The sequence below is a fragment of the Marinomonas polaris DSM 16579 genome, from assembly GCF_900129155.1.
Taxonomy (GTDB): Bacteria; Pseudomonadota; Gammaproteobacteria; order Pseudomonadales; family Marinomonadaceae; genus Marinomonas; species Marinomonas polaris.
The window spans coordinates 226,460-238,765 of record NZ_FQVF01000007.1; the positions used below are offsets into that span (position 1 = coordinate 226,460).

Here is a 12,306-nt window from a genome sequence, read left to right on the forward strand (position 1 = left end):
TTTTAAAACAAAGGCGGCTGATTCGCCGCCTTGTTGATGGTTCTATTTATGCTACTGACCGTGGTTTAACGGCTGATGTGGAAAATCGCCGTTTCACTGAATAAGTTCGGCATAGAGCGAATCCACCAATGGTCTTTTAGTTGGCCGTCTACGGCAGCCCAACGTAGGATTTTAATGTCTTTTTCACGACATAAACGCTCAAAATCTTGAAAGGTGAAAAAGTGAATGTTCGGTGTGTCGTACCAATTGTATGGTAAGAAATCGGATACCGGCATTCTGCCTTTTAACGCCAAATGCAAACGGCTTCGCCAATGTCCGAAGTTCGGGAAAGTGATAATGCATTCTTTGCCGATGCGCAGCATTTCATCGATCAACAAATCTGGGCGACGAAATTGTTGCAAAGCATGGGTCATCAAGACTAAGTCAAAACTTTGGTCATCGAAGTTTTGCAAACCTTCGTCGATGTTTTGCTCTAAAACTGGAATGCCTTTTTCGATACAGGTATTTAAATCGTCAGGGCCGATTTCCAAACCATAGCCTTTCACCTGTTTGTTTTGAATGAGATGGTGAAGCAACTCACCGGGACCACAGGCCAAATCGAGCACTCGAATATTGGGCTGAACCCATTCATCGATCATTTCTAAATCAGAGCGCATTATTTGACCTCCGTTGTAAGGCTATTGGCAACCCGGGTTAAAAAGGTGTTTAACACAGCCATGTAGCGAGGGATTGGGAACAAAAAGGCGTCATGGCCTTCTGCGGCTTCGATCTTGGCATAAGAAACCTGCTTGCCAGCTTTGACGAGCGCGTTGACGATTTCTTCGCTGCGCTCTGGAGAGAAACGCCAGTCGGTAGTAAAGGAAACCAATAAAAACTCGCATTGTGCGCGGCTTAGAACGGCAGAAAGATCACCATTGGTTTGTGACGCGGGATCAAAATAATCCAGCGCCTTTGTCATCAGCATGTAGGTGTTGGCGTCAAAACGTTTGGTGAAGGCTTCGCCTTGATAACGTAAATAACTTTCTACTTCGAACTCAATGCCGTAATTGTATTGGTAGCTATCATGGCGCATCTGGCGACCAAATTTAGCACCCATTGCATCGTCTGAAAGATAGGTAATGTGACCCAGCATGCGCGCCAAACCAAGGCCGTTAGTTGGCACAGAGTTGTTGTCTATGTAGTTGCCATCAAAAAAGTCTGGATCACGACGAATAGACTGACGTGCGACTTCGTTGAAGGCGATGTTCTGGGTGGATAGTTTTGGAGCTGACGCGACAATCACCGCAGATTTCAAGCGAGTAGGGAAGCGAATGCTCCATTCAAGTACTTGCATGCCGCCAAGGCTGCCACCGACGATGGCTGCAAAGGTTTGGATACCCAATAAATCGGCTAAACGCGCTTGGCTTTCGACCCAATCTTCTACTGTGACAATTGGGAAACTAGCTTCCCAGCGCTGTCCTGTTTCTGGATTAATACTGGTCGGTCCTGTTGAACCACAGCAACCGCCTAAGTTATTGAGTGCAATAACAAAAAACTTATCTGTATCGATGGCTTTGCCAGGTCCTATTGCCGTATCCCACCAGCCCGTTTTGGTATCCGACATGGCATGATAACCTGCAGCGTGGTGATCTCCGCTCAGCGCGTGGCAAATTAAAATAGCGTTGGAAGCGCTTTGATTCAGGGTTCCATAAGTCTCGTAAATAAGTTGGTACGATGACAAGGTCTGTCCGCAGGAAAGCGCCAACGGGGTGTCGAATTGCGCAATCTGTGGCGTAACAATACCAACAGAGTCGGCTGGAATGACGTCCGGCATAGGTTTGTTTTTATCCTAAAGTAAAGTCCTAAAGAAAGTGCTCGAATTCCCGTGAAGAAATGTGGGAAAGTTCATCGATGAAAGATGTTACACAGTCTAGCGTTTGTGCCCAGTGTCATCAAGAGGCGGATGCCGCCATCGATCTGTGTATGGAGTTAGAAGTTGAAAGTAAGACGCTTCTGCCATCAGCTGATGGCAGAAGCGTCTTACTTATTAGTGACACCCGAAGAGCGGTAAGTTGTTAAACGAGAGTAAATACCTGAGTTTTAACGGCAAGTTGCTCGGAAATTTTCTGAATCTGCTTAGTTTTATCCGCCAAAATATCGATAGAGCGAGTATCTTGGTTTAACTGTTGAGCAATTTCTTCCATCTCGGTGCTCATTTGAATGGCGGTACTAGCAACATCTTGAATGGCGCTTGCCATTGAGTCGGTGGATTTCGATCCTGTCATGGCGTTGCTTTCTATGTCGCGCATGGCTTCTTCGGCCTTGCTGCCATTTTCGCTGATGATTTTTAGGTTGTCTTGTCCGCTTTCCATGGTGCTAATTGCGGTTTGAGTCGACTGCTGAATGGTATTAACTATGTCCGTGATTTTCGAAGTGGCATCAACGGTTTTTTCTGCTAATGCTCTTACTTCATCTGCGACCACAGAGAATCCGCGTCCCGCTTCGCCAGCGCGAGCAGCTTCTATCGCGGCGTTCAGCGCGAGTAAGTTGGTTTGGCTAGCAAGGTCATTAATCATGGCAATGACACTATCGATGTTTTTGGATAAACGGCCTAGTTCATCAAGTTGCTGACTGGTCATGTTCACAATATTCACTGTGTCGGTGATGCTGCTTAACACCAATTTAATCGTATCCGCGCCAGATTTAGCGGATTGGTAGGTTTCATTGGAGTGCGCTTGAAGCGTATTTGTGGTGCTAGACAATTCGGTTAAACGGCTAGAAATATCGTCCGTTGCAGAAGCCAATGAATGTGTACGCTGGTTGACTAAGTGGTTACTGCTGGCAATGCTGCTGATGGTGTTGTTTAAATCAGTGGACATAGTGCTGACATTGTCAGTTGTCGAAACAACATCTTTTAATACGTCACCCAAGCCGCTAGTCATTTCATTGAGGGATTGGCTCAATTGATCGAATTCATCATTGCGTTTGGTGTTAACAGACGCTTTTGAAGACATGTCGCCTTTTTTGACTTTATTAAGGTCAGTGATGATGTTTTGTAATGTGCTGTTGACGCTGCGGCCAATGGCAAGCATAAGAAGGGCAGCGACTAGAATCACGGCGATACTGACGGCCAATAGGGTGGCGTTGGCTTGAGTTGAGCTCTCTTCTGCACTGGTTTCTGCTTGTTGGATCTTATCTTCAATCAGTTGACTTGCTTTAAGCTGACTTTCTGTGAATTGGTTTTTTTGCGTAGTAAAGGTGCTTTCGATCTCACTAAGCGATGTGTATTCCTTACCGTATTGCAGAATGGCATCGCGGTAAGCGTTGGCTTTTACACCGTGAGTGTCTTGAAAACCAAAGTTTTCAATTCGGTTATCGAAGCGGTCGAAGCTGGAGGTGAACTCTTCTAGATTGCTTTCGGTTGGATCTGATAAATAGCCAGCCTCAGCTTTACGCACATTGGTGAACTCTCGTTTTAATAAGCTAAGCTTTTGGATGTCTTCGCTTATTTCTGTCCCCATTTGATCTACGCTACCGCGTAAACCTGAAGAGGAATCGAAACCAATAATATAGCGTTTTTCGATCAGCGTGATGAGTGCTTGGCTATAGTCGTTGAGTTCTACTAGGTTTTCTTCGAGAGTTTGCTTCAAGTTTTGGCTATGAGCTTTTTCAATATTTGTAGCGATGATGTTGGCGTTCTGTGCAATTTGTTCTTTCGCGCTTGCAATGTAGTCTTGGTAATTTTCTACAGAAATGGAGCGCAGGCTATCAGCTATCTCAAGCATGTGAATGCTCAGCTGATCATTTGATGCTTGAATCTTTGAGAGGTTTCTCAGCTCATTGTTGGCGCTTTGTTGGGATGAGAGCCCTGTCATGGCCACAGCAGTGACGATAATTAACCCCGTAATCGCAGTGATTAGAAGTATGAACAGTTTGGTCTTAAAGGATAGGTTTGACAGCATAGGTACCTTCCATCGCGAGGCAATGTTTAAGTGAAGTGCTCATTAATGGCACATATTCTATTAGGTTATGCAAGTATCGTGCTCAAATCAAAATGGCTGATATAGCTTGTTTTGATTAAGACATTATAGGAGGGGAAATATTGTTTTGCTTATTTTTGGTGCGATGTTTGTACCGGTGGATCAGAAAGCCCTATTTTGGATAGGGCTTGGATACTAAATTATTTAGACACTTCAAATAATCGATAAACCAATTGGCCAGCGACTTTTTCTTTTAACAAAGACCAGTGGCTTGGTAGTGCAGGTAGATCGGCTTCTTTTTCCATTTCGATATAAACAAGCGCACGATCTGCGAGCCAGCCTTTTTCAAGCAAAGGGATAATTTGTGCTAACCAGCCTTTGCGAAATGGCGGGTCTAGAAACACAATATCCATGGCATGTGGCGTGACCGTATCAAGAAAGACGGCCGCGTTTTGAGCAATCACATTAGCACTGTCCGTTGCGCCTAGCGTTGCTAAGTTTGCTGTCATTTGTTGTGACACTACGCGTGAGTTATCGACAAAAGTCATGTGCTTTGCGCCGCGTGATAACGCTTCTAACCCAAGTGCACCTGAGCCACAAAACAGGTCACCACAAACAGCACCTGGAATATAGGCATTGATCCAATTGAATAAGGTTTCTCGTACTCTGTCTGGCGTTGGACGTAAGCCTTCAATATCTGGAATCGGCAGTTGGCGAGAGCGCCATTCACCGGCGATGATACGAAGTCTCGATGCCTTCGCTTTGCTTTTATTCGAGACGTTACTTAGAGCTTTTTTCTTCATTGGTAAACCTGAATCTCTTGATAGGACGATGGTTTTAATAGGTGTTGTAGAGCCGTTTGATAATCTTCTATGGTGAAGCTGTCGATGGCATCTTTGTAGCCTTCGGCGAATTGCTCCACCGTGAGCGCGCCATCTTCATGGGTGACTTGTGTGGCAATATAGCTCCACCATGTTGGTGATAGCGTTTGCTGTTCGAGTTGTTGCTTGAAATTATCCAGTAGAATGCCAAAGGCTTTGCTGTCGTTTACTGAAGGAACTTGTTCTACAAACACAAGGCTTTTAGCGTTAACGAAGCGACTGGCATCGTGGCTAGGTTCGCTTACTGTTTCTGTTATGCTGTTAGCGTATTGGATACTCCACCATGCCCAAGGGCGCTGCGGTGAAAGCGTAAAAGCGAGCTGAACAAAATCAATATGTTGTTGCTGGTTGAGCGTAGAAACCAAGTCAGCGCCCCAAATTTGCAAACTGATCCACTCTTTGATTGAAGACACTGGCATTAATGCAATGGCGCTGCGAGTTTGCCAAAGCTCGCCTTCATTTTGTTGAATGGTTGAGCTGATGGACTCGTAATGAATAGCCTCGGCGGAAGCGTTTGAAAGTCGATAGTCTTGGCTGATGGTATTGATTGCATTTTTGACTGCTTGCTTAGTTTCTGGTGACATCTCGCCCACGATAAAAATAGTAGCAGCAGACGATTTTAAGCTCTGGTAATAGTCGGAAACTTGTTTTAAAGAGACGGTAGTTATGGTGTCGTTGTTTTGATCATTAGCCTTATCGAAAAATAAAACATTTTCGAGCTCATGTTGGACGGGTGGATTTGCTTGGTGTTGGGTTTGCCAAGCATCGAAAGTGCGAGGTTTGAAATCGGGTTGTCTAAGCCAATTGGTTGCCAAGGAAAGTGTAGGGGTCAGATATTTTGGCTCATTACTCAGTGTTAAACCAATGGTTTGATTTTCATGATCATAATAGCTGTCTGCGCTGGCAGCTAAAGGTGCGAGTCTTTGGTTAATTGAAGCAGTACTAAGCGGTAATGAGTCGCTCATTAACATGGCCAGCGTGGTTTGGATCAATGTTATGTTGGTGGTGACCGAGCGAAATGAAAAGCGAAGCTCCAATTTGTTGCTATCTTGCCATTCTGCTTGTTTTAACCAGACCACAGGAATACCTGACGTGGTTGTCCATTTCTCAATTTGAGGTGTGGGTAATTTACTGCTCGGAGCGGTTAAATTTAACAGCCAAATAGCCAGAGTACAGAACAACATGACCGCCGCCAGAACGGGTCGGCTAAATAGAGGTTTGCTATCGTCGGACATAATGAACCTTGAGTGGTGCTTGTTAAGAATATTTTGGCTAAAACTAAGCCTGTTTGCGAGCCAGAATGATGTTAAAATAACCGTTTTTAAGTGTCCATGTATGTGGCGCTGTGTCTAATCATAGCATTTCACTGATGTTTATCGCATCAGTCAAAATAAAGAGACTGATTTAATGGAAGTTGTTAATCAAATTATTGCTTTTTTTACACCGTATCTTGGTGAATATGCACGTTATGTTCCTATTGCGATTGGAACACTTTTAGCCATTATCGCTTTCGTTGTTCGCCGTCGTTTTGTGAACAAAATGAATGCAGATATTGCAGCAGCTAAGAAAAAGGATATAGATACGCCCGATTCAGTTCAGGATGAAATAGCCTCAGCGGAAGCTTTGGCTTCTGACGAGCAACTTGCAGATGACGTGGCGATAAGCACTAAAGCACAAGCAGTAGAAGAAACGCCAAGTGACCCTGTGCAGCCTACGTTATCTTGGTCTCAGCGTTTTAAATCTGGTTTGTCTCGCACTCGCAGCGGTTTAGGCAACGGTTTGTCTTCTGTTATCGGCAGTCATAAAAAAGTGGATGATAATCTGCTGGAAGAGCTAGAGACTCAGTTGCTGATGGCGGATGTTGGTATCGATGCTACACAAACCTTGATTAGTGCGCTAACCGACAAGCTAAACCGCAAAGAACTAAAAGATTCGGCTACATTGTTAAATCATTTAAAAGCCGACATGGAAGGTATTCTTAGCCAGTCTCAGCAAGTACTTGAGCCAGTCAGTAAAGACGGTCCTTTTGTGATTCTAATGGTAGGCGTGAATGGTGTTGGTAAGACGACAACCATTGGTAAGTTAGCCAAAAAATATCAGGCCGAAGGTAAAAGTGTTATGTTGGCGGCAGGTGACACCTTTCGTGCAGCTGCGGTTGAGCAGCTTCAAGTATGGGGCGAGCGTAATAATGTTCCTGTTGTTGCTCAGCACACTGGCGCTGATTCGGCGTCGGTTATCTATGATGCGATTGAGTCTGCCAAAGCTAAAGGCGTCGATATCGTTATTGCAGATACCGCTGGTCGTCTACAAAACAAAGCGAATTTGATGAACGAACTGTCTAAAGTCGTTCGTGTAATGAAAAAGCTAGATGAAAACGCGCCACATGAAGTTATGTTGGTTTTGGATGCTGGTACTGGTCAAAATGCTATCAGTCAGGCTAAGCTGTTTTCCGAAGCGGTTGGCGTGAGCGGTATCACACTAACTAAGCTGGATGGAACCGCAAAAGGCGGTATTATTTTCGCCATCGCCAAACAGTTCGGCATTCCTATACGTTATATTGGTGTAGGTGAACAAGCAGATGATTTACGTCCATTTGTTGCTAAAGAATTTGTAGACGCCTTATTTGATAGTGAATAGCTTGATATTGAATAGTTTAATAGCGAATAAGTGGTGATTAGACCTTTCTTCTTTCTAATTTAAGGATGCTGGATTAGCGTGGAAATCGAATTTCAACGAGTGGGTAAAAAGTACGAGAGTGGACAAGAAGCATTGTCGCAGGTGAGTTTTCATTTGCAGCAAGGTGAAATGGCTTTTCTTACTGGGCATTCTGGTGCGGGTAAAAGTACCTTGATGAAACTCATGATGATGATCGAGCGCCAAACCTCGGGCCAAATTTTGGTCGATGGTGTTGATTTGCGTACGTTGAGCCGCCGAGCGATTCCTCATCATAGACGTCGCGTTGGCGTCGTGTTCCAGAATCATCAGTTGTTATTAGATCGAAGTGTTTTCCATAATGTTGCCTTGCCATTGTTGGTGAGCGGAGCGGATCCTCAACAAATTGCCAAGCGAGTGCGTGCTGCGTTGGATAAAGTTGGGTTGTTGGATAAAGAAAAATACAATCCAATGGCGTTATCTGGTGGTGAGCAACAGCGTGTTGGTATTGCGCGAGCTGTGGTGAATAAACCACAATTGTTGTTAGCCGATGAACCAACGGGTAATTTAGATCCCAAATTGTCAGCTGAAATCATGAATTTATTCCAAGAGTTTAATCGTGTTGGTGTAACCGTCTTGGTTGCTAGTCATGACTTAGCGCTGGTTGCGCGTATGCGTCATCGTGTTTTGACTTTAAATCAGGGTCGAATGGTGAATGATGGAGGGTTTGGCTAAATGGCACAGAAGCCGAATCAACGCGGTGCGACTAGAGAGTCGATTAAAGCAACCAAACATAATTGGCCGACGCGAACGTCTTTTAGTCCGAGTAAATATTTTCGTCAGCATCAAACGACCTTAACCGAAAGCTTTATGCGGCTAGTGAATTATCCATTGGCTAGTATTATGACGGTGATGGTAATTGCAATAGCTTTGTCTCTGCCAGGTGGTTTGTATGTTTTGCTGAAAAATGTGCAATCTGTCACAGATCAATGGGAGCAGCAGTCGGTCATTACCTTGTATCTTTTCCCTAATTTAGAAGACACGCAAGCTCTTGCCTTGTCACATCGCCTTTCTGCGCAAGCGGATGTAGCGTCAGTGGAATATATTTCTAAGGAAGAAGGGCTTCGATATTTTGAGCGTTCCAGTGGCTATGAACAAATTATGTCTGCTTTGCCTGAGAACCCTTTACCGATTGTACTGAGAGTTATTCCTAAACAAGCGGTAGATATTACGACGCTATCGAGTTTGCAAGCTTTACGAGACCAGCTAGCGGCACAAAAAGAAGTGGATTATGCAGAACTTGATGCACAATGGTTACAGCGTCTTGCGAATATACTGAGTTTTGGGCAGCGATTTGTCTATGCTTTGTCGGTTTTGTTGGTCGTTGCTGTGCTGTTGATTGTTGGCAATACCATTCGCATGGCGGTAGAAAGCCGTCGTGATGAAGTGTTGGTTATGAAGTTGGTTGGTGCAACCGATGCTTATATTCGCCGACCATTTTTGTACATGGGGTTTTGGTTCGGCGTACTTGGTGGTTTTTTCGCCAGCCTTTGTATTCTCGTGCTTAGCTGGTGGGTAAGTGCTCCAGCAGAACGATTGATTGATCTCTATCAAAGCGGTTTTCAACTGCAGACTTTTAATGCGGATGAAATTGTTTTATGTTTAACTATCAGTGCATTTGTTGGTGTGTTTGGCGCATGGATTGCCGTTAACCGACATATCACAACTATTGAACTGCAGTGACAATGAAAGGCTAATATCACTACTAAGATAATAGCCATGGTTTATTCACATTTATGTCACACACAAGCAGAATTTACTTGTTAGTATTTTGTCATACACTGTATGAACAATTAGAAAGGTGGAAATAGAGATGGGTAAAGCTCTCCAGCCTACGGATATGATGATTCCTGGTCAGAACCTAGAGTCTTACATACAAGCCGTCAGCAGAATTCCGATTTTAACCGCAGACGAAGAAAAAGCGTTGGCGGAACGTCTTTATTATCAAGAAGACCTTGAAGCTGCGCGTACCTTGGTTATGTCGCACTTAAGATTTGTTGTACATATTGCGAAAAGTTACTCTGGATATGGTTTAGCTCAAGGCGACCTTATTCAAGAAGGCAACGTTGGCTTGATGAAAGCGGTTAAGCGCTTTAACCCAGAAGTCGGTGTTCGCCTTGTTTCCTTTGCTGTGCATTGGATTAAAGCCGAGATTCATGAATTTATTCTGAAAAACTGGCGCATTGTTAAAGTAGCTACGACAAAAGCACAACGTAAAATGTTCTTTAATTTGCGTAGCGCGAAAAAGACCTTGTCTTGGTTCAGCAATTCAGAAGTAGAGTCGGTTGCTAGTGATTTAGGTGTGACACCAGAAGTGGTTCGTCAAATGGAAGGGCGATTAAGTTCTTCTGATATGGCGTTTGATGCTTCTGCAGACGACGATGATGACAGTGCTTTTCAAGCGCCATCTCAATATCTAGAAGACCATCGCTCAGATCCTGCAACCTTGCTTGAAAATGGTAACTGGGAAGAAGACTCCAATCAGCGTCTAGAAGTTGCTATGGCTGATCTTGATGAGCGTAGCCGAAATATTCTAGTGCAACGTTGGTTGTCTGATGCAAAATCTACCTTGCATGAATTGGCTGATGAATATGGCGTTTCTGCTGAGCGTATCCGACAGCTTGAAAAGAATGCAATGAAGAAAATTCGACTTGCAATGGGTGATGGTCAGTTTGACTGATTGTTACGCTTAGCAGGTAAAAAATAAAAAGCCCTCCAAGTGAAGTGAGGGCTTTTTTATGTCTAATGATTTTTATACTATCTGGCTTTATGCGTTTACTGGCTTTGTAGTTGATTGCCAGGTACAAATCGCCATGTTCGAATGATTTCCAGCTTATCCACTTCTTTCTTTAGCTCACTAGGAAATACTTGAAAAGGTTCTGCCAGACGGACAATACGCATGGCGGCATCATCGAGCACTCTGATACCAGAGGAGTGCAGTACTTCAATATCATCGACATAACCGTTCGGCTGTATAATAACGGCTAGACGTAGTTCACCATAAAGATGGTTACGTTTTGCTTCTTCTGGATAGTGAATATTACCTATGCGCTCAATTCGGCGTCGCCAGTCATCTAAGTATTGCGCATCAACAGCTGCTTTGGCAGAGACTGAGGTCAGACGGCGAATTCTTGGACGTTTGGCGTATGCTTGGCGCTGTTGATCTAGCAAGGCTTCTAGGGTCGCTATATCGTTTGATATATGGCTTGGAATTTGGGTTTCGCCACGAAACTTTTCTTCTAGCGTTTTAGGCTCATTTTCAGATTCATTGATGATCTCAAAGACAGCTTCTTGGTTTCTGGTTGCCAGCAGACTTGGTTCGTCAATAGGTTCGGCAGAGGCAAGTTGAGGCTGGACGGGAGGCGATATTTCTTGGATGGTATCAGATAAAAAACGTGCATTTTCTGTGGTGGTGAGTTTTTGCTTGCGTAATTCTGTCCCACTGGCTTGTTGGTTGGCTTGAGCAATAAAGTCAGCCTCGGCTGGTGCTTTTGTCGTATGCTGAACGAGCGTCACCTCTAGCGTTTTAGGCTTGGGAGAGGGAAGCTCGAAATCGAAGCCAATAATCATCACCATTAGCACATGAAAGCTAATGGCGATGAAAAGCGCGATAGAAAATTTATCTGTTACTCGCATGTAAATATTACTGAAGACGTTTTTCTATGGCTTCTATTAAAATCATAGCGATATTTAGATCGAATTGTGTATCTAATTCACGAACGCATGTTGGGCTGGTGACATTGATTTCAGTGAGGTAATCACCGATGACGTCTAAACCAACAAACATTAAGTTCTTTTCTTTCAATGATGGAATCACTTGCTCGCAAATCCAGCGATCGCGATCTGTTAAAGGTCGGCCTTCACCTCGCCCGCCTGCAGCTAAGTTGCCACGGGTTTCACCTGATGCCGGAATGCGTGCTAGTGCAAACGGCACAGGTTCACCATTAACTACCAAAATACGCTTATCGCCGTCTTTGATTTCTGGGATGAATTTTTGTGCCATGATCTGCTCTACGCCCATGTTTGTTAGGGTTTCAATAATCACGCTGATGTTTGAGTCATCCGGTTTGATGCGGAAAATCGAACTGCCACCCATACCGTCTAAAGGCTTGAAGATAACGTCGCCATGTTCTTTGTGGAAGCTTCTTAGTAAGTCTGCACGTCGAGTCACTAAGACTGGTGGACAGCAGTGTGGAAACTGAGTGGCGAAGAGTTTTTCGTTGCAGTCGCGTAAACTTTTAGGGTCGTTGACTACAAGTGCACCATCTCTTTCTGCTTGCTCTAAAATCATAGTGCTGTAGACGAATTCGCTATCAAATGGCGGATCTTTGCGCATTAAGATCACATCCATATCACCCATTGCCATTTTCGTTTCTTCACCAAGATCGTAAAAGTGCGCAGGATCTTTATAAACGTTTAATGGACGAGTCATAGCGTAGGCTTTGCCATTGTCTAGAAACAGGTCTTTTTGTTCCATATAAATAAGTTGCCAGCCTTTTTCTGCGGCAGCCCATAGCATGGCGAGAGAAGTGTCTTTTTTGTAGTTTATGGACGAAATTGGGTCCATAACAATGCCGAGTTTGATAGTCATAAGGCGGTTCCTAAAAGCGAAAGCAACGTTTTAGTGCTTTGTTTAATCTGTTAATAGGTGTTGATGCTATAGAAATATGGGGGCGCTGAGAAGAAAAAACACCCATGATTTTCAGATAGTTGCTTTGATGAGTAAGAATATGACAATGAGCGGACTGTATAGA

Annotated in this window: 12 protein-coding genes; 5 read left to right on the plus strand and 7 right to left on the minus strand. The window is 44.1% G+C overall.

Annotated features, from left to right (window positions below; genetic code table 11):
• Nucleotides 1-65 precede the first annotated feature (65 nt).
• Both metW and metX read right to left on the minus strand, forming a co-directional pair.
• Nucleotides 66-656: a methionine biosynthesis protein MetW gene (gene metW, locus BUA59_RS09365; RefSeq protein ID WP_072839443.1), complete on the minus strand. Its 591-nt coding sequence runs from the start codon at nt 654-656 to the stop codon at nt 66-68.
• Nucleotides 656-1,813 (minus strand): homoserine O-succinyltransferase MetX, encoded by a 1,158-nt coding sequence (gene metX, locus BUA59_RS09370; RefSeq protein WP_072839444.1) that lies wholly within the window; start codon nt 1,811-1,813, stop codon nt 656-658. The genes metW and metX overlap by 1 nt, the downstream gene beginning before the upstream one ends.
• A gap of 77 nt (nt 1,814-1,890) precedes the next feature.
• Here metX and BUA59_RS23825 point away from each other — a divergent pair, with 77 nt between their 5' ends.
• Nucleotides 1,891-2,058, plus strand: a complete 168-nt coding sequence (locus BUA59_RS23825; protein ID WP_175550757.1) for a hypothetical protein — start codon at nt 1,891-1,893, stop codon at nt 2,056-2,058.
• Here BUA59_RS23825 and BUA59_RS09375 read toward each other — a convergent pair.
• From BUA59_RS09375 to BUA59_RS09385, 3 genes are all read right to left on the minus strand, one after another.
• On the minus strand, nt 2,055-3,941 hold the full coding sequence (locus BUA59_RS09375; protein WP_072839445.1) for a methyl-accepting chemotaxis protein: 1,887 nt from the start codon (nt 3,939-3,941) through the stop codon (nt 2,055-2,057). The genes BUA59_RS23825 and BUA59_RS09375 overlap by 4 nt on opposite strands.
• 218 nt (nt 3,942-4,159) lie before the next feature.
• Nucleotides 4,160-4,762 carry a 16S rRNA (guanine(966)-N(2))-methyltransferase RsmD gene (rsmD, locus tag BUA59_RS09380; protein WP_072839446.1) on the minus strand — a complete coding sequence of 201 codons (603 nt, stop codon included), beginning with the start codon at nt 4,760-4,762 and terminating at the stop codon, nt 4,160-4,162.
• Nucleotides 4,759-6,075: a peptidase M16 family protein gene (locus BUA59_RS09385; protein ID WP_072839447.1), complete on the minus strand. Its 1,317-nt coding sequence runs from the start codon at nt 6,073-6,075 to the stop codon at nt 4,759-4,761. The genes rsmD and BUA59_RS09385 overlap by 4 nt, the downstream gene beginning before the upstream one ends.
• 172 nt (nt 6,076-6,247) lie before the next feature.
• On the opposite strand from BUA59_RS09385, the gene ftsY reads away from it, so the two are divergent.
• The 4 genes from ftsY to rpoH all read left to right on the plus strand — a co-directional run bounded on the left by ftsY (nt 6,248) and on the right by rpoH (nt 10,232).
• Entirely contained in the window at nt 6,248-7,477 is a 1,230-nt protein-coding gene (gene ftsY / locus BUA59_RS09390) for a signal recognition particle-docking protein FtsY (RefSeq protein ID WP_072839448.1), read from the plus strand.
• Between the two features lie 78 nt (nt 7,478-7,555).
• Entirely contained in the window at nt 7,556-8,227 is a 672-nt protein-coding gene (ftsE, locus tag BUA59_RS09395; RefSeq protein ID WP_072839449.1) for a cell division ATP-binding protein FtsE, read from the plus strand.
• Nucleotides 8,228-9,235, plus strand: coding sequence for a permease-like cell division protein FtsX (gene ftsX / locus BUA59_RS09400; RefSeq protein WP_072839450.1), 1,008 nt, complete (start codon nt 8,228-8,230; stop codon nt 9,233-9,235).
• A 130-nt stretch (nt 9,236-9,365) separates the two neighbouring features.
• A complete protein-coding gene (gene rpoH, locus BUA59_RS09405) occupies nt 9,366-10,232 on the plus strand; it encodes an RNA polymerase sigma factor RpoH (RefSeq protein ID WP_072839451.1) in 867 nt (288 codons plus the stop codon).
• A 95-nt stretch (nt 10,233-10,327) separates the two neighbouring features.
• Here rpoH and BUA59_RS09410 read toward each other — a convergent pair whose 3' ends face one another.
• Entirely contained in the window at nt 10,328-11,188 is an 861-nt protein-coding gene (locus tag BUA59_RS09410) for an energy transducer TonB (protein WP_072839452.1), read from the minus strand.
• 7 nt (nt 11,189-11,195) lie between these two features.
• On the minus strand, nt 11,196-12,143 hold the full coding sequence (gshB, locus tag BUA59_RS09415) for a glutathione synthase (RefSeq protein ID WP_072839453.1): 948 nt from the start codon (nt 12,141-12,143) through the stop codon (nt 11,196-11,198).
• Between the last annotated feature and the right edge of the window lie 163 nt (nt 12,144-12,306).

What these genes read in the sequence shown, in the direction of transcription:
- gshB (WP_072839453.1), bottom strand. Translation starts at nt 12,143, where the DNA reads ATGACTATCAAACTCGGCATTGTTATGGACCCAATTTCGTCCATAAAC.
- BUA59_RS09410 (WP_072839452.1), bottom strand. Translation starts at nt 11,188, where the DNA reads ATGCGAGTAACAGATAAATTTTCTATCGCGCTTTTCATCGCCATTAGC.
- BUA59_RS23825 (WP_175550757.1), top strand. Translation starts at nt 1,891, where the DNA reads ATGAAAGATGTTACACAGTCTAGCGTTTGTGCCCAGTGTCATCAAGAG.
- ftsX (WP_072839450.1), top strand. Translation starts at nt 8,228, where the DNA reads ATGGCACAGAAGCCGAATCAACGCGGTGCGACTAGAGAGTCGATTAAA.
- metX (WP_072839444.1), bottom strand. Translation starts at nt 1,813, where the DNA reads ATGCCGGACGTCATTCCAGCCGACTCTGTTGGTATTGTTACGCCACAG.
- metW (WP_072839443.1), bottom strand. Translation starts at nt 656, where the DNA reads ATGCGCTCTGATTTAGAAATGATCGATGAATGGGTTCAGCCCAATATT.
- BUA59_RS09385 (WP_072839447.1), bottom strand. Translation starts at nt 6,075, where the DNA reads ATGTCCGACGATAGCAAACCTCTATTTAGCCGACCCGTTCTGGCGGCG.
- BUA59_RS09375 (WP_072839445.1), bottom strand. Translation starts at nt 3,941, where the DNA reads ATGCTGTCAAACCTATCCTTTAAGACCAAACTGTTCATACTTCTAATC.
- rpoH (WP_072839451.1), top strand. Translation starts at nt 9,366, where the DNA reads ATGGGTAAAGCTCTCCAGCCTACGGATATGATGATTCCTGGTCAGAAC.
- ftsY (WP_072839448.1), top strand. Translation starts at nt 6,248, where the DNA reads ATGGAAGTTGTTAATCAAATTATTGCTTTTTTTACACCGTATCTTGGT.
- rsmD (WP_072839446.1), bottom strand. Translation starts at nt 4,762, where the DNA reads ATGAAGAAAAAAGCTCTAAGTAACGTCTCGAATAAAAGCAAAGCGAAG.